Consider the following 23,868-nt stretch of genomic DNA (forward strand, 5'->3'; position numbering starts at 1 on the left):
TAATAAATATAAAAATTAAGAATAAAAATATGATGTAACGCACACTTATAACATTATGAAAATAAAACATTCCAGTATATGATACCAAAAAACAATTTATAGAATTGCACTCCATAAACTTAGGGCTAAACCAATGAAAAGAATAATCTTAATTTTATCAATTTTAATATCAGGGTGTGCAACAACAGAAAAACCAGTATGGTATACAAAAAGCAATTCAGATACAGAGTTATATATTTATTCTGTAGCTCAAGGACGAAGCTTGAGTCATGCAAAAAAAATAGCTATTAATAATATTAACGAAAAACTATGGACGCAAGTTGATTCATCTTTCTACATGCGCGATGTAGCTAAAGATAATAATGGGAATAGTACATCAAACAGTTTAGTTGATAATAAAATAAATACAAAAACGGCAAAACTCACACTTAATGGTGTCGAATATCTAAAATCAGAAGAAAACGAACTCGGCTCTTTTGTTGAAGCTAGAGTGAAAAAACCTCTGATAAAAAAACAACTTATATCAGAATTACAACAACTTAATCAAAATGCAGAATCTCAATTAAAAGCCCTTAAGCATTCAGACACATTATTGTGGTGGCTAAACAATCAAAATAGTCAAAACCTTAAAAAAGATGCATTGGTGAGAATAGCAATGCTCTCTGTAGTGGCTCCGAAAGAGAGTTTTAATACAAAACCTCTTGATGAATTATTATTGAAATTAAATACGGTTAAAAGCTCACTTCTTATTCAGATCAAATCAAATAATATGAATGAGAAGACTGCATCACTACTAAGTGATAAATTTTCGTCTGAGAAAATAGCTACAACTCGTACTTATAATAAATATACAACCCATTATTTAAGCTTGATAAGTGAACACCGAAAAAACATTGTTGGTGATGCTTATATCTCTACACTTATAACCGAGATAAAAATAACTAATAAAAAAGGGAAAATAATCTCAAGTAACGAGATTATCTCTTCTGGTAATTCAGTGACTGGCTATAAAATGGCAAATGAAGGTGCTAGCCGTCATTTTGCACAACAAATTGATGACGACGGATTATGGAAATCCCTTGGTATAAATCAATAATAAAACTCTTGGAGCAACCTTTTCATGTTTAAAAAAACACTTTTAGCTACCACTTTGTTAATCATATTACCTGGCTGTAGTCTCACTGGACCAGATGCCATTTGTACACCAGATACTCGCGTTAACATTGAGACTGCAGATGTACAAATGCCTTCAACAGAAGACTTAAAAGTTATCATTTTACCTATTGATGCTGAATTTAAAGATAGTTCAAATGAAAAAGTTAAATCAGTTATTCGTAATGCATTAGAAGATCAAGTAGCTAATTCTGGCGCAAACTTAGTTGATCGTAAACTGGCTAATAAGCTAAAAGGTGAGATCAAACTTGCAGAGCAAAGTGGTCGCTATAACAGTAAAGGTGTACCTGTCGCTGATTATGCAATTTTAACTGAAATTGTTTCAACTGATTTTAGCAAATCATATCAAGAAGCTTACAGCTACGAAAATGATGACGGTGAAACGAAACACGTACCTGCAAAATGCAGTTATGAAGTCGATGTAAAAGCAATTGCAAAAGTTGTTTCATTACCGAGCATGGAACTAGTTAAACGTATTGAATTATCTGGTGATGAGTACATGATAACTGAAACTCGCAGTTCATCATGCCCAATGTCTACAGCTCAATACACTGCATTAGCAAGTAAAGCTGGTGCCGAGTCAGTTGAACATACTCATGATCTAAAAGATTTATTAGCTCCAAGTGCACCAATCATGGAACTTCGTCAGTGCGAAGAAGGCAACATGGTAAAAGTAGCCATGGGTCAGAACAAAAAAGTTTCTCCAGGTCTAAGCGTTCAATTTTCTAAAGCAATGAAAAATGAAGAAGGTGAAGTTGAGACGTTTGGTATTGGCGAAGGTGAAGTTGTTGATATCCCTGAACACGGTATCAAGCCAACTTACTCTTGGGTGTCTATTGATGAAGAAGTTGCATTAAAAGTACAAAAAGGCAACCAAGCAAAACTAGAGCCTAAAAAATGTTCACTTTTAGACTTAGAGTGTCAAGCAAACAGATACGGTGTACCACTATAATATGAAAAAATTATTTATCGCTACAGCAATAATGGCCACTTTAGCAGGCTGTTCAAGCACTCAAACAGTAAAAGAAACTCAAACTTTTGCCACTTGTACTTTCCCTGATAGCCCAACAGTTGAAGCTCCAGCTTGGATCTGTGATGTAATGCCAAAAGATCTTGCTGCTGGCGCGACTGGTTATGCAAAGAAAAGTGCTGCGGGCATGACTATCATGCGTAAAATTGCATCAAACAATGCTCGAGTAGCTCTTGCTTCTCAATTTCAAACTGACATAAACAACATGTTCAAACAAGCAATTGAAGGCAGCGTTGATACAACAACTGCTTTAGGTTCAAATGAACAAGTTCTAGAAACGTTTGAAAGTATTACAAAAAATGTAGTTACTCGCACACTAACAAATAGCCGTTTAATCGTGAGTCAAACAAGCCCTTCAGGTGGTTTATACGTACTTGTGGGGATGGACCAATCTGCTTACGATATGAATGTGAACAAAATAGTCGATGAAGTCACTAATGACGACTCAGCTCTTTGGAATCAATTCAATAACGAACAGGCTGCCGATGATCTAGCAAAAGCTCTAGAGTCATTGAAGCAATAATCATCTTGATGAATTGCCTCGCTTAATTAAAAGGCTACCTGCGGGTAGCCTTTTACCTTTCTACCCTATCTATTTCAAACTCAGGATAATATTCATGTCTAATTCGGTAGCAAAAAATACAGCTGTAGTCGCTATTGTCTCCATACTTACTTTTAATACCGCTTTTGCTGATGATAAATTTTCAGATCTTGATAAAGCGGTAGCCAAACAAAAACAACCTCACTCAGAAAAAGTCGCAGAATTTCATGCTTATGTGAATGCTTACTTAGATCAATATGAAAGTTGGAGAGATCAATACACCAAAGATTTAGATATTCAACGAGCTCAGCTTATTGAATCGTGGGGTGAAGGTGAAGTTTCAGATAAAACCAAAAAGGTAGAATATTCTCAAGATGGACAAACCAAAACCGTCATCGACTATGAATCAAATACAATGTCTGTCTCTTTACTTATCGATGAAAACTACAATTCAGATGACATACAAAAATTGACAGAAAAAGCGCCATCATCAATTGATGGGCAAATTTTAGATCTTAAAAATGTAAAAGCCGAAGAAGAAAAAGATCTCTATTCTTCAAGTAAAGAAAAAATAGAATCTCAATTTATTATCACTCAAACTCAGCAACAAATGAATGAGTTAGACATACAAGCTGAACTCTTAATTAACTCAAATACGGGGATCCCTAATTCCTATATTTATGAGCGAGCTTATAAGAAAAAAATGGCGCTTATTCTTCAATCCAAAGAACGAATAAACGCCCAATCAAAAATTTACAAGGCCATGAGAGAAAAGCATGGTATCCCTGAAGAAAAAATAACGATTAATGAAGAAAGCACGACTATTGCTAACGTTACAACAAAGAAAAAGAGCGTAAAACCATCAGTTACAACTGACCTATCGCAAATAAAAGAACAACAGCAAATCCAAAAAGAAAATGTGATTACTTCAAATACAACCGATAAAAGCAAAGAGTTAAATTTAGAGAATATAAAGCCAATTGCAAAGCCAATAACAACAGTAGAAACAGCAAAAGTTCCAGTATCAATTCCAGAGAAAAAGCCAGCTACTATAGTCAATGTACCAAAAGAAACAACTAAAAAAATCGTTAATTATAAGGTCAAGCTACCAGAAAATAGCCTTAAAAAGCGAGCTTCTCAATATAAAGAATTAGCTGAAAAAGAAAGTAAAAACTGGGAAATTGATGCCGCTTTAGTCATGGCTATTATGCACAGTGAATCTGCTTTTCGTCCTGACGCCAAATCTCATGTTCCTGCTTTTGGTTTAATGCAAGTTGTACCATCAAGTGCAGGCCATGATGTAAATAAACAAATGAGAAACATTGATGCACCAATGAACTCGGCAGACCTATATAAGCCAATAATTAACGTAGAAACAGGTACTGCTTATCTACATATTTTGAATAATCGTTACTTAAAGTCGATTAAAAACAGTGAAAGCCGCTTATATTGTGTGATCGCAGCCTATAACACGGGTGCAGGTAATGTAGCTAAAGCCTTCAATGGCAATAAATCCACAAATATAAAGCGAGCTTCCACCGTAATAAATGAAATGTCTCCAAATGAAGTTTATGAGCATTTAATCAAAAATCTTCCTTATGACGAAACGAAAAATTATCTCAAAAAAGTGAATTCGCGAATTGATTTATATCGTTAATAACAAGAACCAAATATAGGCCATTTATGTTTAAGATTTTTCCATTAATTTTCATCTGTTTCGGTATTTATATCGGGATTAATTACAGCGATGAAGTAGAAGCCATCATTGAAACAGACACATTTAAAAGTATTCAAGAAAAAGTAGAAACGCTGTTCTTAGATAAAATAGAAGAGATTAAAGGGTAAGTAATGACTACACATGATATAGAAGAAACAACTGCGTCTACGCTAAAAACACAAGTTCAAGAAAAGTGGACTCGAACTATCGCCTTGGCCTCAGTCGTCTCAATTGCATTAGGGGGGTTCAACGATACCTTTGATGCATTAGATAAAATGACAGATTTCGGTTTATCTCAATTAACAGATATACCCTCTCACAATAAACTAGAGAGAGTTTATATTCGAGCCTCTTCTGGGGTTCTAGATGAGACGTTTGGTGCTCCGGTTTACATAAAAAAATCGAGTTCTGGCGATACGATAAAATATTATTCAGACAAGCAATTTATTTTATCTGCAATCACTCGTGATGATGCCATTGTTGCCTTTTTAGTCTTTCCTAATAAAGGTTTTCAACCTAACACGCTAGAACACGCTGGAGGCAGTTCATTCTTCGAGCAACCTTTGCATAAAATAGAAAGTGTTAATGACATCCGATCTTCTTATGCAAGAACAGGTAATTATTATATAGAAGAAAATAATGGTGGTGATTTTGGCTACCTGTACTCCTCTATTAGTGGGTTTAGCGAATTTTTGCTGCCTTTATCAGACGAAAATAGAAAGCGTCTTTCTGATTTAGCTGACGCCCAAATGCTAGATGAAAATGTAGTTAAGACAATAGAAAATATTAGGAAAAACGTAAAGCCTAACTTCTACGGCTATAGCACTCTCAACTTAGCCACTCTAGAAGACGCTATCTTATCTAATTCAGAATATAGACTGATAAACAAATAAATCCTGCCTTAAGGCTACGATGTTTTCGTAGCCTTAATTTGAGAATAACAATGGCTAATTTAGAATTTGAACAACTGTTAAAAAAATTAAAAACCAATAAAAGAATCATCATACAAGCACATGATTTTCCTGATCATGATGCTATCTCTTCTGCTTTCGCACTTGCTTACCTATTAAAAGAACTTGGTCATAACCCTTACATCACCTATCAAGGTTATATTGATCGTATTTCTTTAAAAAACATGATCAATTTATTATCAATACCCGCTATCGAAACCCACTTATTAAACTTACAACCTGACGATAAAATTATTATTGTTGATGGTTGTATTGGAGAAAAAAACATCACTGATCTTCCAGGCTTGGAGGTAGGTGTTATTGATCATCATAATGTTACTGCTCCTAATTTTGTTTGGTATTCTGATATACGCAGTAATTACGGCTCAACCGCAACGATTATGGTGGAATATTTTAAGTACTTTAAAATTAGCATTCCAACAGACATAGCGACAGCCTTATTAGTTGGTTTATCTTTTGATACTGCTAACTTTACTCGTGCTGTAAGCCCTCAAGATCTTCAAGCTCTATTCACTCTACAAAGCAAAGCTAACACTGATTTAGTGCATCGTATTTGTCGCAATCAAATCGAATTAGATGAACTGATGCTCTTTGAATCTTTGATCAGCACAATGAAGCGAGAAGGGAATGCTGCTTTTTCCTCTCTACCTAAAGGCTGCTCTAAAAACATGCTTGGTGTTCTAGGGGATTTTTTACTGAGTGTCCACGAAATTGATATTGTTGTTTTAAGCGCACAATGCAATGAAAGAACTTATTTATCACTACGATCTGAATGCAACAAAAACAACGTAGAAAAAATCATTAGAAATACATTAAATGATAGCGGAATAGGCTTTGGTGGAGGGCATTCACATATGGCAGGAGGTGTATTAAATAGCTCTTCTCTACACTGTAACTCTGTTGAGTATATCTATGACTTATTTAAACCAAACTTAGTGTTAAGCTAATTTAATCATAATTATTGATATCCCAGATACAACAAAGCCCCGATTTTCATCGAGGCTTTGTCATTTAAATGTGGTACCGGTAGGCGGACTTGAACCGCCACTCCTTTCGGAAAGGGATTTTGAATCCTTAACGCTACGCTAATTCCGTGTATGAACAATCACTAGAAGTTATATCCATACCGAAATCCATGACAACTACCCTGCATGAAATTCACTGTTTAATAGCGCAAGCAGCCTCTCATAGCCCTATCTCGTTTGACCATAGTTCATCACAAGAGCTTAGGACTAAACCACTCTGAAAAGCGATTTAATCAATACATATGAATCATAGCGTTACGCTATAAAGGCAACGGATTTTGAATCCTTAACGCTTCGCTAGTTTCGTGTATAAGCAACCACTCGAAATTATTTTCAAACTAGAATCATTTATAATTTTCAATCTTAAACTCATAATAACCGGTATCTTGACAATCCAATATCTCAAAATTAAAGTTTGGTAACTCTATATCATCAGACACAAATTTTTCTGTAATTACATCTCCATTTGGTAATGTAAATGCAGCTGTATATATTAATGGATCATTGAATAAAGTCGGCGGGTTCATATATCCAATATAGCTAGACATACCAATATTTGCTGCTTTAGATTCTCCTGAATAGGTAAAGATAGCACCACTTCTTAAATCTTCTACGTCAATATCTAATATCTCAGCACGTAAACCGTAATCAAATTCAAAATGATATGCTGGAGTACCACTGTCAGGGATTTCATCTTGAAAAATCACTTTATTTCTTCCAGCATCTAAAGTTATTTGAATACTGATTGGTCCATTCCATAATATTGGGTTTTTACATACATTCTCTGGTGGAATATCAATATCAGGACCTACATCAAAAGCAACATCATAAATTCCGTGAATAATATCTTTATCTTTAGTCAAAATAGAGTATTGGTCTTTATTTTCGCCCTCAGATGTAAGCAGTAATTCATTACCTTCAGTTACTAACATTAATGACATTGGATCATCACCCGTTGATAACTCTATCTCTAGATTGGCATGCGTACCAAATTCATTTGTTTCTGAAACAATCGACCATGTGCCCTCTTGAACCTCATCACCTTCTTTAATTATCACCATCTCTTTATTAGAAAATGACAGTTCAATTAATACGATTTTTGGCTGCCCATTTGTTGAGTCATCAGCTAAGTAATACCATGTTTTACCTTTGAACATATCCTCTGTCATATTTGAAGCACTAAAGGACCCACTTAAATCATCTTCAGTCCAAAAAATAAGATCACCAACACCTTCAGCAATACTTAATAATAATTTATCTGAAGTATAAACAAACTCATCACTTTCATCTTTTTGATTATCAATAATTGTATAGAGTTTATTACCTTCTAATTGATATTTAATAGACTCTTTTACATTACCATCATTATGATAAAAATGTATAGACCCATCTTTAAACGAGACTTTTTGAACTCCATCTTCTAAAAGGAAATGTGTATTTAAACTACCATTATGCCAGCTATTTTTTTCAACTAAGTGTTGCTCTAAATTTTTAATTTGTTCTTTTTCAACAAACTTACCATCACTATCAATAATCAGTAATTTATTATCCAATTCAAGTAATGTGTTGTTATTTACACTATGCAATATACGAGTTTTACTTTCTTTAACAATTTTATCAACTATATCAAGATCCGTTGGCATTTTTGCTGCAGCAAGTGCTCGTGCAATATAATGAGCTTTAATACCATCAGTATCATCTTCTTTTAATTCGATATAATCACCTGCTATAACACTCTCTGGTAGTTCAAGTTCTGAAGCTAAAGCTGATGTTGATATGTTTTTTCTTTTTGCTAATGTTGTAAATGGTGTAACAACAGACTCTTGCCCTGATGCTATCATTGAATAACTTTGTAAAACTGGCAAACCTGATATATCACTATCCTTAGTTTTACCAGAAATAACATTAGCAATAATAGGTAAATTTAATTGTGTCTCTGTTAGGCTAAAAGAACCATCTTCTTTAGTGTAACCTGCCTTTTCGCTAGTCTCACATATACCATTTTTATTTTCATCAATACAAATTTCTGCCTCTGATAAATATCCATCAATTACTTTAATTGTTTTTACAAATTCATTTTTTGATGGAGATTCATCATCACTACCTCCACAACCAGATAAAGATAAAGATAATATTGATATAATTGATGTTGCAAGAAGCGTTTTAGATAATTTCATTCTTTGCCTTTTAGTATGATTAATTATAAGGATTTTAATAACAAAAAATTCAGCTAATTTACATCAGAAACCAATTTAAAAAAATATAATTTACTTTTTTTCAATCACTTGAATTCAAAAATTCAAATATAAATCACACTCCGAAAGAGAGTTTATTGTTTTACCAAAATTAGAAACAATACATGAAAAACGTAAACTCAACTCCGAAGTAAGAAGTGGCACCTAACAATTGGAAGCATAAACTGATTTTGTTTATGATGAACCATAGATAGACCATCGTGCAGAATTAGCAGCTGATAACGGGAGTTTAATAAAGGCAGAAGAGTTGGTAACGAGAAAAGAAAAGTGAGTTGCAATTTCCATTGTGCCAGATACAACAAAGCCCCGATTTTCATCGAGGCTTTATCATTTAAATGTGGTACCGGTAGGCGGACTTGAACCGCCACTCCTTTCGGAAAGGGATTTTGAATCCTTAACGCTTCGCTAATTCCGAGTATGCACAATCACTAGACGTTATATCCATACCGAAATCCATGATAACTACCCTGCATGAAATTCACTGTTTAATAGCGCAAGCAGCCTCTCATAGCCCTATCTCGTTTGACCATATTCAAACACAAGAGTTTAGTATCAGTAATTTTCTACCAACTAGCAGCATATCTATGTTTAGAGCTAAATTTCCGATTATGAATGTAGGAATAGATACATTGCTGTAATTCCACCAGCGATTATTGAAACCATCCCACCAAAAATATTCCAAAACATTCAGCAGACAATGACGCATGATAACCCCTGATTGTCATCGCTCTACACTCTTATCATTATCAAGGTTTGAAATTGAATTCAAGTACACTCAATACTCATCTACCAAGAGTGAAAATTAAGCAAGGCCATTGACCATAGTAAACATCTCATTCTTACTTTCATCAGCTTTGAGTGCGAGCATCTCATCAATACGATTCAATCTTGCTTCTTTTTTAAGACCAAAAAAATCCATCTTATCAAGAATATACATAGTCAACACAGTCAATACAGCGGTTAATATGGACGAGATGATAATCGACCATGGTTCGCCGATATTAATAGAATTGAGCCATGTTTCAATACCAATACTGGCAAGAATTGTTAGTGAACTGGCGGCAAGTTTGAGTAGTGCATCGCCTTTTTCTTCCATCGTTTTGTTGTTATCCATCAGCACTGGACCGATTTGCATGAGGATTTTTATCCCTTCTTTAATCATGCGAACAATATTTTTGAATACACCAACAAAGCAATTTACTATGCCTTCCAATAGCATGGAAATAAAATTTTTAATAAATGAGAACATGCCATCTTTCAGCGAAGTTCCGGCCTGAACAAGAATGTGTGTCTTCATTCTTTTCATGCGAATGGACAGAGCAGATTTAAATGACTTGGCATTGACACCTCTTTCTATACCCTGCACAAGACAATCTTTTAGTTCATAATACAAAGGTTTAATCATGAAGATAATGATGTCTCCGAGTGATTGATTTGCCGCAGCACTTCCTGCGTCTTTTGCCATTCTGGTTCGAATTTCTTTTCTATCTTGAAGTTTTTTATCTACGTACTTTTGCTTGTTCTTATTATTTATTTTCTTACCTCGGTTTGATTTGAATAAATCATACTCATCTTCGGCATTTTTTTTAATGGTTGAGTCTGTTGAGAATAAATTGTTTAGTACGATATCATTCGTTTTTAAGTCTATCTCTTTTTGTACCTTATTCATTTTGTTCGCCATGTTTTGTCTAACTATCAATTCTTCATCGGTAAGATCGCGAACTTTATTCCCCTTTTTATTAATAATGTAACCTTTGTCAATCTCTTCTCTTAGATGAGCCTCTGTCTTATCAGATTTACCAATATCTTTGCCGCGATTGTTTTCAAAGCTAGTGGCGACCAGATTATCTTCAGAATTAATGATGTCTTTAATATCTGAATCTGTAAGTGCTTTGTTTTGTTTTAGGTTATTGCAGATCACTGCACACGGGACTGCGTGGTCGATTTCCGTCCTTTGACTATACTTTTCAACACCTTTTGCATGAGTGCCGCTTTCATAAATATCTTTGTGACCATCATATCCATCAGCGACTGTTCGCTCTCCGTTAAAGTGTTTTTTATGAGCTTCACTCATTTTTGAACCATCACGCATGTTTATCGTAATGTCATTGCTGCTATAAACTAAATTTCCACCGTTGTATTTAGCTCTACTATCATGCTTCTTGATAAATTCTTGTTCATTTAAATACTCGGTGTAGCTATCGAGCATCGGAGCATGATCTTTGGGTTTGTCGTAACTGAATGATTTACACTCACTATACAATCGAGTCGCAGTGATCCCCTGTTTCGTTCCTATTTTGAAAGCTCGCATCGTTCCATCTAGTAAGCTTAAAAAAACGGGTTCCAAGATATGATCGAGTGAATCAATGTGGTCATCAAAAGATTTGAATAACGCTTGCACCTCTTCACGAGAAACAGACACATCCGCATTTTGAATGCGCTTTGAATACTCTTGAGACATATCGGAAAAGTCAAGGGTGCCTTGGTCAACATTACCCTCTAAATGTCGATTAGTATCGACATTATTAGGTACAGAACGTATATGCGAACTTTTTTCAAGTTGACGTAGTTTGGCTCTTCTTGCTTTTAGTTTGTGCAAATCATTCATAACAACCTCAACCTTAAGCCGCTAAACTATTCCAAGCTTCAATGAACTCTTCTTCATGAGTGTTTTGCTCATCATCAGCCCATATCACCATGTGCACGATCTTATCAAAGATGGCGATATGTCTAGGATCATTGAAGTTGTTCTGTTCAATCATTTGCCACACGGTGTTGAGATTCGGCGGGTTGTTAAACCAAACATCCAATCGCTGCAGTGTTGCCTTAGATAAAACGTTTTCTTTACCTAGACCCGCAACAAGTTCGACAAGTTCTGCGCGCTCGTCACCACAAATTTCATGATCCGCATTTGCTGCACAAATACCTACTGCGAACGCAGTTAGCAAGAAGCTTTCTCTCACCTCAATATCACGTAAAATCACCGCCAATTCATCTCGCAGTTTATCTAAGGCGAGAGCATTCTCAGCGTCTGACTTTTGCTTACCTTGTTGGCGAGCTTGTTCAAGATCTTTTTGCTGCTTGCCTTTACTTCTCGAATCCAACGCAGCACCCGCTGCTGCTCCAGCAACTCCAGCTCCTGCGGCAACAGCACTTGCTCCAGCTAATGAACTAGCAAGTGTTGCTGCACCTAAAATTGAACCACCACCAGTAAAAGGAGCAGCTGCAATAGCACCTACACCAATCACTGCTCCGCCTATTACCTTTTTCCAGAAGCTCATTAATAATCTCCAAAATACAAATAGTTGATATACCAGTTCAACTTAAAAACCTGAGGATCAGTACCTATAAATTATTCGCAATCCCGTCAAAAATATTGATACCAACATTTCTCAAGAAGATATAAGAAAACAATTACAATGAATGTGATATGCATTGCAATTCAAAATCCCCCAAATTTAACTGCTTATAATTCAATCATTCACATCCAAAATCTTTTTTCCAAGTACATTGAATAAAGTACCCTAATATTTACTCCTACGATTACCAGATCATTGACAACACAGCACATAAGCGAAATCGTAAGAAGAATTTCAGAACCAGTTATAGTAATATATACATTGTTACTATTTAGCTTTGCTTTACTCTCATACTTATGGGGGTAATGACATAGTAGAATCATCACACGATGTCATTCTGGATAATCTCTTATAGTAGTGACGTTGCACTCCTACCATTACCAGATTTGAAATTGATTTAAAACTACAGCAATTCTTTTTCTACAAAGCGTGAAAAAATCATCATAACACCGTAAATTCACCATGGTACGACCATGAAAATTCAGTCATGGTCCTCTTGGTAATACAAGCTTATGAATACAGCTAAAATCAGGAAACCTTTAGCTTACTCGAACTATTTTAAGAGCTGATTTTGTTTGTGATGAACCATAGATGGACCATGGGCAAAATTTCAGGGCTAATTAAGAGAGTTTATTGGGATGGATTTTCGTTGATAATAGGTAAGGTATTTTGAGTTGCAATTTCCATTGTGCCAGATACAACAAAGCCCCGATTTTCATCGAGGCTTTATCATTTAAATATGGTACCGGTAGGCGGACTTGAACCGCCACTCCTTTCGGAAAGGGATTTTGAATCCCTCGTGTATACCAATTTCACCATACCGGCTTTATCAGCATTGCTGCTTGATGTGGTTGATTATACTCAGAGATCATAGGCGCGCAAGCTCTTTATTACTCTGTTGTATTGTTTGCTGAAATATTCAACAGTTATTTACAATCAACTTTTCATTTTTAACTCTTCTGTCGTTATACTGCTGCTAGTTTTTTAAATTTATGGAAGAAAAAATGAAGACACAAAAACAAGCAGGATTTATACGACGCATGGGGGCTTGGTTTTACGACAGCCTAATAATAAGTGCGATTATGATGTTAACCGGTGGTGTTATCGTCGCAACGCTTGAAATGCTATATGGCGTAGGTATCATCAGCTATGGTTCATTCCCTGATGTTAGTTCTTATTTAAACCATGATCCGATGTGGAGCAATCTGTACCCAATCACTCTCATTTCTGTTTTTGTTGGTTTCTTTGCTTATTTTTGGTGCCAAGGCCAAACATTGGGTATGCGCGCTTGGAAACTACAAGTTCAACAGTTTGATGGTTCTCCAATCACATTAACTCAAGCGATAATCCGCATGTCTACGTCTGCATTTGGTTTAGGTAATCTTCTTGTGTTTATGTCTCATGACAATGCGGCTTTTCAAGATACTTGGGCAAAAACTCGCGTAATTGTATTAGATAAAGCGGTATAAACGCTCACTTATTCGATATATAAAAAAAGGAGACACTGATTAAGTATCTCCTTTTTTATGTTTATTATATTTATGCTATAGCTTTCTATTTAACAACCCAATGGTTATTAATAAGAATACTAAACTGGGTCCTAAAGCACCAAATATGGGGTGAATGTTATAAACCAATGTCATGGGGCCAAAAACTTCATTAGAAATATAAAAACTAAACCCTGCAATCACACCTGAAAGTATCCTTGCCCCCATTGTAACGCTTCGTAAGGGGCCAAATACAAAGGAAAGCGCTAAGAGCATCATTACGGCAACCGAGATGGGTTGCAGTGCTTTTCGCCAAAATGCCAATTCATACCGAGAAGCATCCAATTCTGAATCTTTTAAATAATTAACGTAATGATACAAACCCGTTAGTGATTGCTCTTCTGGTTTAACACTGACCACAGCTAATTTATCGGGTGTTAGTGTTGTTGTCCAATTGAGGTGATCGAGCTTTTTCTCGCTAATCACGCTCTCATCCTTCATCTGAGTAATAGAGACATCACTTAGCTTCCAGCCCGCTTCTTCTGATTCATATTCAGCTTTTTGAGCAAAAATAATATCATTCAATTTTCTGTCTTTATTAAACTGCCATAACGTTACGCCATAAAGCTTAGCTTGTTCATCAACACGTGATAGGTAAATGAAATCATCGCCATCTTTTGCCCAAACCCCCGTTCTCATGGAGGCGATATTCCCCCCTGAAACCGAAAATGCACGTAAATCTCGGGCCATTTTTTGGGCTTGTGGCGCTCCCCATTGACCTAAAGCCATCACCATTAGCATTAGTGGGATTGCGGTTTTTAATACAGAAACACCAATATCTAACTTCGAATATCCCGCCGCTTGCATTACAACAAGTTCAGAGCTTGCTGCTAACATTCCAAGGCCAATGAGGGCTCCAAGTAAAGCCGCCATCGGGAAGAACATTTCAATATCACGTGGCATACTTAAGATGACAAAATACAACGCATCTAAAAGATCATATGTCCCTTTACCTACTTTACGTAATTGCTCTACGTATTTAATGATTGAAGACAGACCGACTAACGTAATTAAACACAGCGACGATGTCGCGATAATAGTACGGCCAATATACCAATCTAAAATCTTAAACATGTTTTGGTTTTCTCCGCATTTTATCTTTCAGTTTTCTCACAAACACACTGTCCATAGAATTCAATGCTATACCAATAAAAAGTAGCACGACATTAATGACCCACAACCCAATAGAAGGATGTAAACTCCCCTCTTCTATTGCTGATTTACCTGCACTGAGTGATAAGAAATACGCAAGGTATAATAAAATAGCAGGGGCTAATTTGGCAAATCGCCCTTGCCTTGGATTAACGGCCGATAATGGCACAACCACCATGGTTAATAATGGAATACAAAGAATTAAAGAAATACGCCATTGTAACTCAGCTTTGGCTTCCAATTCAGGGCGCTTCATTAAATCTAATGTTGGTAATGCATCCCAATCTCTGCGTTTTTCTTTAACTTCTTTTTGGCCAATAAGAACTTCATAAGACTCAAAGTTACTTTCTAAATAATCAAGCCTAGTTGGAATGCCCTCATAACGAATCCCATTATCCAATACTAAAACTTGGCGACCATCATTCAGTTGCTTAACCCTTCCTTTTTCTGAAACCAAAACACTTGGTCTTAATGAGTCATTAGGAACCGGCTGAGCTAGGAATATATTAACAAGATGCTTACCACCGTCATCACTAATATCATCAATGAATACAACAGCTTTACCGTCTGGGGACGGTTTGAATTGTCCTTTTTGCAGCAATTCAACACCAGCATCTGACTCAACATTTTCCATCAATTTGGTGCTTTGTTCTTGGCTCCAAGGTGATAACCAAAGTGAGTTAACTGCGGCAATACCACCAGTAATTAATGCAAGATATAAGGCTGCACGAATAAGGATTGAATTCCCCATCCCTGTCGCATTCATTACCGTAATTTCACTTTCTGCATATAGGCGACCGAAGGTCAGCAAGATACCAATAAAAATACTCAGAGGCAGCATCAGCAACCCCATTGCAGGCATGTTATAGCCAACTAATGATAGAATTAATCCCCCCGGAATATCTCCATCCGATGCATCGGCTAAAATCTGTATAAATTTTTGGCTCATAAAGATCAAAAACAGCACAAAAAAGATCGCTAATTGGCTCTTTAATGTTTCCTTGATCAAATATCTAATAATAATCACGTCGAATCTACCTATAGAAAACTTGTATTTTTGCCAGAATCACTATAATTTCCGTGTTAACCATTTATTTTTTAATCTTTGGCTAAATGTTAGCCTGTGAAATCGGAACACCAATAGTATAGTATCTAACAAGATTTTGCTCATTATCTAACATTTAGTTCTATTTGTCTTTAGGATGTAGGAGTACGCATGGAGTTCAGTGTAAAAAGTGGCAGTCCAGAGAAACAGCGCAGCGCATGTATCGTTGTCGGTGTTTTCGAACCACGTCGTTTATCTCCAATCGCAGAACAGCTAGATAAAATCAGTGACGGTTACATTAGTTCACTACTTCGCCGTGGTGACCTTGAAGGTAAACCAGGCCAAATGCTGTTGTTGCATCAAGTACCAAATATTCTTTCTGAGCGTGTTTTATTAGTAGGTTGTGGTAAAGAGCGTGAACTTGGCGAGCGCCAATATAAAGATATTATCAAAAAGACCATCAGCACACTAAATGAAACGGGCTCTATGGAAGCAGTATGTTTCCTTACCGAATTACACGTTAAAGGCCGTGATACTTACTGGAAGGTACGTCAAGCGGTTGAATCAACCAAAGACAGCTTGTATACCTTTAATCAGTTCAAGAGCAATAAACCAGAAACTCGTCGCCCATTACGCAAGTTAGTCTTCAATGTACCTACTCGTCGTGAATTAAGTTTAGGCGAAAAAGCAATTAACCATGGTTTGTCGATTGCCTCTGGCGTGAAAGTATCAAAAGATTTAGGCAACATGCCACCAAATGTTGCAAACCCTGCTTATCTTGCTTCTCAAGCTCGCCGCTTAGCTGATGATTATGAAACCGTTACCACTAAGGTTATCGGTGAAGAAGAGATGAAAAAGCTAGGCATGACGTCTTACTTAGCGGTAGGTCAAGGTTCTCATAATGAATCTATGATGTCGGTAATGGAATACAAAGGTCACCCTAATCCTGATGCAAAACCTATTGTCCTTATTGGTAAAGGTCTGACTTTCGATTCAGGCGGTATCTCTATCAAACCAAGTGATGGTATGGATGAGATGAAGTACGACATGTGTGGTGCGGCTTCTGTATTTGGCGCAATGAAAGCATTAGCTCAATTAAACCTTCCATTAAATGTGGTTGGTGTACTGGCTGGTTGTGAAAACATGCCAAGCAGTAACTCTTACCGTCCTGGTGATATTTTAACCACCATGTCAGGTCAAACTGTTGAAGTATTAAACACAGATGCTGAAGGTCGTTTAGTTCTTTGTGATGCATTAACGTATGTTGACCGTTATGAGCCTGAATGCGTTATTGATGTCGCTACATTAACGGGGGCGTGTGTTGTCGCTCTTGGTCACCACATTAATGGGTTAATTGCGAACCATAATCCGTTAGCTCATGAACTGATTAATGCGTCAGAACAATCAGGGGATCGTGCGTGGCGTTTACCTATGTCTGATGAATACAACGAGCAATTAAATAGCCCGTTTGCAGACATGGCTAACATTGGTGGCAAAGCCGCTGGTACTATTACTGCGGGTTGTTTCCTTGCTCGATTTGCTAAGAAATACCACTGGGCTCATATTGACTGTGCAGGTACTGCTTGGGTCTCTGGAGCAAATAAAGGCTCAACCGGCCGACCAGTCTCATTGCTTGTCCAATTCTTATTGAATCGCTCTGGCCAAGAAAACGTAGAATAAACCAATTTATTTTATGATATAAAGGGCCTATATATGGGCCCTTTTTTAATGACTAATTTATGGTCATATACGTTGTTATTAAAATAAGAGAGATTATGAGCCAAGCATTATTTTATGTTCTTGAATCCACATCACCAACAGCTACTCAAGAAGGGTTGCTAAAGTTTGTGTGTCAGCTTGCTCATTACTACTATTCTGAAAATGCTCGAGTCTATATTTTAAGTAATGATAAAGACCAGGCGTTATTAATTGATGAACTGCTCTGGCAAAACGAAGTATCTGAATTTACACCACATAATTTAATTGGTGAAGGCCCTAAATCTGGCTCTCCGATTGAGATCGGCTGGGGAACATTACGTTCATCCGGCCGTCGACATGTGCTAATAAATTTAGCTCAAGAGGTCGCAAGTTTTGCGGTTTCCTTTGCTCAAGTGGTAGACTTCGTTCCCTGTGAAGAAAAAAGCAAACAACACGCTCGAGAAAGGTATAAAATATACCGAAATGCAGGCCGAGCCATGCAAACCGAGACACTAAAATAATGTCAATCATCATAGCTAAGTAACTTAATTAAAAGATAATTATCTGCTTGAGCTATTAATTATGATATTTGACATTCCACTTTTTAATAGAGATATTCGTGACGAACACTATGGAAAAGACATATAACCCGCAATCAATAGAACAAGCTCTGTACCAGACTTGGGAAGAAAAAGGCTACTTTAAGCCTCATGGCGATACATCAAAAGAAGCTTATAGCATCATGATCCCGCCACCAAACGTCACTGGTAGCCTACACATGGGTCACGCTTTCCAAGATACGATCATGGATACCCTTATCCGTGCTGAACGTATGAAAGGCAAGAATACCCTTTGGCAAGTAGGTACCGACCACGCAGGTATCGCAACTCAAATGGTTGTTGAGCGTAAGATTGCGGCTGAAGAAGGCAAAACAAAACACGATTACGGTCGTGACGCTTTCATCGACAAAATTTGGGAATGGAAAGCAGAATCAGGCGGCACAATAACAAAGCAACTTCGTCGTCTAGGTGCTTCTGTCGATTGGGATCGTGAACGATTCACAATGGATGATGGTTTATCTGCAGCAACTCAAGAAGTGTTTGTTCGTTTATTCGAAGAAGACCTAATCTACCGCGGTAAACGTTTGGTAAACTGGGACCCTAAATTGCACACAGCAATTTCTGATCTTGAAGTTGAAAACAAAGATAAAAAAGGCTTCATGTGGCACTTCCGCTACCCACTAGCAAATGGTGTTAAAACGGCTGATGGTAAAGACTACATTGTCGTTGCTACTACTCGTCCAGAAACCATGCTTGGTGATACCGGTGTTGCTGTAAACCCTGAAGATCCTCGTTACAAAGATCTGATCGGTCAACATATTGAACTGCCTATCGTTGGTCGTTTAATTCCAATCGTAGGCGATGAGCATGCGGACATGGATAAAGGCACGGGTTGTGTGAAAATCACTCCAGCTCATGACTTTAACGATTACGAAGTAGGTAAACGTCATAGCCTACCAATGATCAACATCCTAACATTCAACGCTGATATTCGTGATACTGCTGAAGTCTTCACAACGAACGGTGAAGAAAGTGATGTATACAGCGCTGAGCTTCCAGCTAAATATCACGGCATGGAACGTTTTGCTGCTCGTAAAACTATCGTAGCTGAGTTTGATGAACTGGGTCTTCTTGAAGAGATCAAAGATCACGACTTAACCGTTCCTTACGGTGACCGTGGTGGTGTTGTTATCGAACCAATGCTGACTGACCAATGGTACGTACGTACTGCCCCTCTTGCGGCGCCTGCTGTTAAAGCGGTTGAAGATGGTCAAATCAAGTTTGTTCCTAAACAATATGAAAACATGTACTTCTCTTGGATGCGTGATGTTCAAGATTGGTGTATCTCTCGTCAACTTTGGTGGGGTCACAGAATCCCTGCTTGGTATGACAACAGCGGTAAAGTTTACGTTGGTCGTTCTGAAGAAGAAGTTCGTGAGAAAAACAACCTTGCACCTGTTGTTGTACTTCGCCAAGACGACGATGTACTTGATACATGGTTCTCTTCTGCGCTTTGGACATTCGGTACACAAGGCTGGCCTGAAAACACAGACGCACTTAAAACATTCCACCCATCAGAAGTTCTAGTATCAGGTTTTGATATTATCTTCTTCTGGGTTGCTCGTATGATCATGATGACCATGCACTTCGTGAAAGACGAAGAAGGCAATGCACAAGTACCATTCAAAACTGTTTATATGACGGGCCTTATCCGTGATGAAAACGGCGATAAGATGTCTAAGTCAAAAGGTAACGTACTTGACCCTATCGATATGATCGATGGCATCGGCCTTGAAGAGTTAGTTGAAAAACGTTGTGGCAACATGATGCAACCTCAACTTGCTAAGAAGATCGAAAAAGCAACGCGTAAAACGTTTGAAGGCGGTATCGAACCATACGGTACTGATGCCCTACGTTTCACTCTTGCAGCAATGGCATCAACAGGTCGTGATATCAATTGGGATATGAAACGTCTTGAAGGTTACCGTAACTTCTGTAACAAACTATGGAACGCAAGCCGTTACGTATTGATGAACACAGAAGATCACGATTGTGGCATGACTGAAGGTGCAGAGCTTGAGTTCTCACTAGCAGATCAATGGATCGCATCTCAGTTTGAAGTTGCAGCAAAAGAGTTTAACGCTCACCTAGACAACTACCGTCTAGATATGGCGGCTAACACACTGTATGAATTCATCTGGAACCAATTCTGTGACTGGTACTTAGAGCTAACTAAACCGGTTCTTTGGAAAGGCACTGAAGCACAACAACGTGCTACTCGTTATACATTGATCACGGTTCTTGAAAAGACATTACGTCTTGCTCACCCTATTCTTCCTTACATCACTGAATCAATCTGGCAGAGCGTTAAGCCACTAGTTGATGGTGTTGAAGGTGAAACGATCATGACTCAAGCATTACCTCAGTTTAATGAAGAAAACTTCAACGCTGATGTAGTGGCTGATCTTGAGTGGGTTAAAGCCTTCATTACAAGCATCCGTAACTTACGTGCTGAATACGATATCGCACCAAGCAAAGGCTTAGATGTGATGATTAAAGTGGCTGACGAAAAAGACGCTGCACGTATTCAAGCCAATGAGATTGTACTGACGTCTCTAGCAAAACTAGACAGCATCAAAGTACTTGCAGACAAGGAAGAAACACCAGCGTGTGCAACGTCTCTTGTTGGTAAGTCTGAGTTGATGATCCCAATGGCGGGTCTTATCGATAAAGATGCAGAGCTTGCTCGTTTAGATAAAGAAGTAGCGAAGATCCAAGGCGAGATTAAACGTATCGAAGGTAAATTAGGTAATGAAGGTTTCGTTGCTAAAGCCCCTGAAGTCGTTATCGCTAAAGAACGCGAAAAGCTAGATGGCTATAACGAAACTCTTGTTAAGCTAGAAGCACAAAAAGAAACAATCGCTGCGCTATAAGTAAGCCTTTTATCTTTATTAGGTTGATATTATCGTAATGCATAAAAAAGGCCGATGTTAATACATCGGCCTTTTTATTATCTGTCTCTTTTTATAACTAAAAAATCAATCCACTAAAATTAGTCAATCTACTTATAAAGGGAAGTGAATAACGTTTTCAGTTTTTGATAATCCAATCTCAAGTTCATGGTGTTGCCCGTCAAGCATGACAGAAACCACATACAAATCATTTGGATTCTTAGTTTGATCATCCCAATATTTTGGCGCTTCAACCTGAAATAATGCAGAAACATGATCGCCTCTTACATCAACAGGGATCGTTAACGTCATACCATCAAATTTAATACTAGCTGAAATTAAATTTGGCTTATACGTCTTAAAATGAACATCGACTTTTAGCTCGCAACCGTGGTGCCATATTTGCTCAACACTAATATGATTCAACGAAAGATGCGGGATTGGTTGGAAAAAACACACACCAAAAACACCAATATCATCTTTAATATCACTGTCTTTTACTGCACCAAAACGATAATGATATGCCTGATTTATTTCACAAACACCACAGGCTTCATCATCGTCTAACAACCAATCATCGTCATCTTCTTCTAAAAATAAAACTTCAAAGCGATTGCCACCTAACTGTAGAAACTCTTTGATGTCTTTACGATAGCGAGTCATTAACTCATTACAGTCAAATACCGCCACACCATTAATACGCACTTCAGCATAACGAGAGATCCCACTCATCACCAATTCAACCGCAGGGTAATTAAGTAATGTTTCATCCACCTCAAAAAAACGCATCAAATGCCATTCTTGCTTGTTAGCCTCTTCAACCGAAAGTGCATCGTGAGCAGAAGCAACACCTTGCTGAATTGGAATGTCTTTAATAGGCAATGCTGTGTCAGTTAACGGTGACAGTTGCCATAATGCCTCTGCCGCATTCAGTATTATTCTTGAGCTCATTACTATATTCATCCCTAAAAAAATGCCCTAGGCTTATAATTACAAGCCTAGGGCACAGTCTCTCAATTGTCGTTATTTGACAATATTTTTATTCTTCGTCGCCATCTTCGATAACGTCATACTCAGCGTCTTCGCCTTCGTAGTATGTGCCCCAACCATCATAGATAATGTCGAATTTCTCAGCTAGTTGAACCAATTTCTCTACTTGAGCATCAATCACTTCAGCATTTAACGCTGAATCCATTACTGCATCACAGCAAAGGATCTTAGCACCGTCTTCATCTTCAAGCTCTTCAGCTTCGAGTACTTCAAAGCCCATTTTAAATGCTTCAACAACGGCATTTTCAAGTGCTTTAAAGTCTTCAGCCATCAAGTGGTGCTCGATAGCATACAGTGCGTCAGGCTCACTTCCGTCGGCTTTTAGCGATTCAATAATTTCACGCGTTTCCGCTTTTTGCAATTCAAGAAACTGCTCAACCGATAGATATTCATCTTCTTGAGACATAATAAGACTCCACACTGTATAAAATAATAGAAATTAACGTGGGCATTATAGCCTGCTCAAACCAAATTCCCTAGTACTTCAATAATTAAAGAATATTTACCTACTATACGGTATTATTTCTCGTACTAGCTGTAGATATTAGAAAGGAATCTTATGAATAAGCTATTTGTTGGCTCTGAAATTGGTCAGCTTCGCCGAGTTATCCTACATCGTCCAGAAAGAGCATTGAGTCACCTAACCCCTACCAATTGCCATAAACTACTTTTTGATGATGTACTGTCGGTTGAGAAGGCTCTTTATGAACATGATCAATTTGTTGCAACCTTACAATCTCAAGATGTTGAAGTACTGCTCTTACAAGACTTACTCGAAGAAACACTTCGACATCCTGAAGCAAAGCAATGGCTGTTAAAGCATCAAATCTCTCATTACCGTTTTGGACCAACCTTTGCCAACCAAATTCGTGACTTCTTACTCACCAAAGATAATCAAGAACTGGCTTCTATCTTATTAGGTGGTTTAGCCTTTATCGAACTGCCTTTCAAAGCCCCATCGATGCTACAACAATTAAGTGACCCATTCGATTTTGTTATCGATCCGCTTCCTAACCATTTATTTACTCGAGATACCTCTTGCTGGATTTATGGAGGGGTTTCGATTAACCCTATGGCTAAATCCGCTCGAAAAAGAGAATCAAATCATCTACGGGCAATTTATCGTTGGCACCCTTTATTTAGCACAGAAGCCTTTCCTCGCTACTTTGAAGATGAACATCAATATTATGATAATGCGACGATAGAAGGTGGTGATGTATTAGTTATTGGTAAAGGGAATGTCTTAGTTGGTATTTCAGAACGAACCACGCCACAAGGTATTGAAAATTTAGCTAAACAGCTCTTTAGAACACACCAAGCTAAACAAGTCATTGCTATTAAATTACCAGAAGATCGCTCTTGCATGCATTTAGATACCGTAATGACTCACATGGACCATAATGTATTCTCCGTCTATCCAAGAGTCATTGACATGGCAATGTCATGTTGGTCAATCACCGCGTGTGGAGAACAACAACTCGCGATTAAAGAAATGCCCAATTTTCAGAAAACTCTTACGTCAGCTCTAGAGTTAGACTCTCTTAATATTATTACGACCGGTGGCGATAGCTACGAGGCTGAGCGTGAACAATGGCACGATGCGAATAACGTATTAACGATTAAACCAGGCGTTGTCGTTGCTTATGAAAGAAATACTTATACCAATGAGAAATACGATAAAGCCGGTATAAAGGTACTACCGATTACAGGAGATGAATTAGGTAGAGGCCGCGGTGGTGCTCGCTGTATGAGTTGCCCTATTGAAAGAGATGGCATTTAACTCTCACAAAATAA

The 23,868-nt window shown here is 37.6% G+C and carries 19 protein-coding genes and 1 tRNA gene; 12 read left to right on the plus strand and 8 right to left on the minus strand.

Annotated features, from left to right (window positions below; genetic code table 11):
- Nucleotides 1-133: 133 nt before the first annotated feature.
- From A6E03_RS02445 to A6E03_RS02470, 7 genes are all read left to right on the plus strand, one after another.
- Nucleotides 134-1,096: an LPP20 family lipoprotein gene (locus tag A6E03_RS02445; RefSeq protein ID WP_065594063.1), complete on the plus strand. Its 963-nt coding sequence runs from the start codon at nt 134-136 to the stop codon at nt 1,094-1,096.
- A 24-nt stretch (nt 1,097-1,120) separates the two neighbouring features.
- On the plus strand, nt 1,121-2,125 hold the full coding sequence (locus tag A6E03_RS02450; RefSeq protein WP_065600105.1) for a hypothetical protein: 1,005 nt from the start codon (nt 1,121-1,123) through the stop codon (nt 2,123-2,125).
- Nucleotide 2,126: 1 nt separating this feature from the next.
- Nucleotides 2,127-2,726, plus strand: coding sequence for an LPP20 family lipoprotein (locus A6E03_RS02455; protein WP_065600106.1), 600 nt, complete (start codon nt 2,127-2,129; stop codon nt 2,724-2,726).
- 94 nt (nt 2,727-2,820) lie between these two features.
- On the plus strand, nt 2,821-4,401 hold the full coding sequence (locus A6E03_RS02460; RefSeq protein ID WP_065600107.1) for a transglycosylase SLT domain-containing protein: 1,581 nt from the start codon (nt 2,821-2,823) through the stop codon (nt 4,399-4,401).
- 26 nt (nt 4,402-4,427) lie between these two features.
- Nucleotides 4,428-4,589: a hypothetical protein gene (locus A6E03_RS20180; RefSeq protein ID WP_176703439.1), complete on the plus strand. Its 162-nt coding sequence runs from the start codon at nt 4,428-4,430 to the stop codon at nt 4,587-4,589.
- Between the two features lie 3 nt (nt 4,590-4,592).
- Nucleotides 4,593-5,354: an ETEC_3214 domain-containing protein gene (locus tag A6E03_RS02465; protein ID WP_065600108.1), complete on the plus strand. Its 762-nt coding sequence runs from the start codon at nt 4,593-4,595 to the stop codon at nt 5,352-5,354.
- Nucleotides 5,355-5,404: 50 nt separating this feature from the next.
- Nucleotides 5,405-6,379, plus strand: a complete 975-nt coding sequence (locus A6E03_RS02470) for a bifunctional oligoribonuclease/PAP phosphatase NrnA (RefSeq protein ID WP_065594068.1) — start codon at nt 5,405-5,407, stop codon at nt 6,377-6,379.
- A gap of 422 nt (nt 6,380-6,801) precedes the next feature.
- On the opposite strand, the gene A6E03_RS02475 is transcribed toward A6E03_RS02470, so the two are convergent.
- From A6E03_RS02475 to A6E03_RS02490, 4 genes are all read right to left on the minus strand, one after another.
- On the minus strand, nt 6,802-8,634 hold the full coding sequence (locus A6E03_RS02475; RefSeq protein WP_065600109.1) for a hypothetical protein: 1,833 nt from the start codon (nt 8,632-8,634) through the stop codon (nt 6,802-6,804).
- Nucleotides 8,635-9,514: 880 nt separating this feature from the next.
- Nucleotides 9,515-11,320, minus strand: coding sequence for a hypothetical protein (locus A6E03_RS02480; protein WP_065600110.1), 1,806 nt, complete (start codon nt 11,318-11,320; stop codon nt 9,515-9,517).
- Between the two features lie 13 nt (nt 11,321-11,333).
- Nucleotides 11,334-11,993: a hypothetical protein gene (locus tag A6E03_RS02485; protein ID WP_065600111.1), complete on the minus strand. Its 660-nt coding sequence runs from the start codon at nt 11,991-11,993 to the stop codon at nt 11,334-11,336.
- An 818-nt stretch (nt 11,994-12,811) separates the two neighbouring features.
- Nucleotides 12,812-12,896 (minus strand) — tRNA-Leu (locus A6E03_RS02490).
- 179 nt (nt 12,897-13,075) lie between these two features.
- Between A6E03_RS02490 and A6E03_RS02495 the strand changes: the two genes are divergently transcribed.
- Complete coding sequence (locus A6E03_RS02495; protein WP_065594083.1) at nt 13,076-13,540, plus strand: RDD family protein; 465 nt, start codon at nt 13,076-13,078, stop codon at nt 13,538-13,540.
- A gap of 75 nt (nt 13,541-13,615) precedes the next feature.
- Here the strand turns inward: A6E03_RS02495 and lptG are convergent, their stop codons facing one another.
- Both lptG and lptF read right to left on the minus strand, forming a co-directional pair.
- Entirely contained in the window at nt 13,616-14,692 is a 1,077-nt protein-coding gene (lptG, locus tag A6E03_RS02500; RefSeq protein WP_065594084.1) for an LPS export ABC transporter permease LptG, read from the minus strand.
- Nucleotides 14,685-15,797 carry an LPS export ABC transporter permease LptF gene (gene lptF, locus A6E03_RS02505; protein ID WP_065594085.1) on the minus strand — a complete coding sequence of 371 codons (1,113 nt, stop codon included), beginning with the start codon at nt 15,795-15,797 and terminating at the stop codon, nt 14,685-14,687. The genes lptG and lptF overlap by 8 nt, the downstream gene beginning before the upstream one ends.
- Before the next feature lie 189 nt (nt 15,798-15,986).
- On the opposite strand from lptF, the gene pepA reads away from it, so the two are divergent.
- From pepA to A6E03_RS02520, 3 genes are all read left to right on the plus strand, one after another.
- Nucleotides 15,987-17,495, plus strand: coding sequence for a leucyl aminopeptidase (pepA, locus tag A6E03_RS02510; protein WP_065594086.1), 1,509 nt, complete (start codon nt 15,987-15,989; stop codon nt 17,493-17,495).
- 95 nt (nt 17,496-17,590) lie between these two features.
- A complete protein-coding gene (locus A6E03_RS02515; protein WP_065600112.1) occupies nt 17,591-18,034 on the plus strand; it encodes a DNA polymerase III subunit chi in 444 nt (147 codons plus the stop codon).
- 110 nt (nt 18,035-18,144) lie between these two features.
- Nucleotides 18,145-21,006, plus strand: coding sequence for a valine--tRNA ligase (locus A6E03_RS02520; protein WP_065600113.1), 2,862 nt, complete (start codon nt 18,145-18,147; stop codon nt 21,004-21,006).
- A gap of 132 nt (nt 21,007-21,138) precedes the next feature.
- Here the strand turns inward: A6E03_RS02520 and A6E03_RS02525 are convergent, their stop codons facing one another.
- Nucleotides 21,139-21,975, minus strand: coding sequence for a beta-galactosidase (locus A6E03_RS02525; RefSeq protein ID WP_065600114.1), 837 nt, complete (start codon nt 21,973-21,975; stop codon nt 21,139-21,141).
- 88 nt (nt 21,976-22,063) lie between these two features.
- Complete coding sequence (rraB, locus tag A6E03_RS02530) at nt 22,064-22,480, minus strand: ribonuclease E inhibitor RraB (RefSeq protein WP_065594089.1); 417 nt, start codon at nt 22,478-22,480, stop codon at nt 22,064-22,066.
- Nucleotides 22,481-22,633: 153 nt separating this feature from the next.
- On the opposite strand from rraB, the gene arcA reads away from it, so the two are divergent.
- Nucleotides 22,634-23,854, plus strand: coding sequence for an arginine deiminase (gene arcA, locus A6E03_RS02535; RefSeq protein ID WP_065594090.1), 1,221 nt, complete (start codon nt 22,634-22,636; stop codon nt 23,852-23,854).
- Nucleotides 23,855-23,868 lie beyond the last annotated feature (14 nt).

This window comes from Aliivibrio sp. 1S128 (assembly GCF_001691065.1).
GTDB lineage: Bacteria > Pseudomonadota > Gammaproteobacteria > Enterobacterales > Vibrionaceae > Aliivibrio.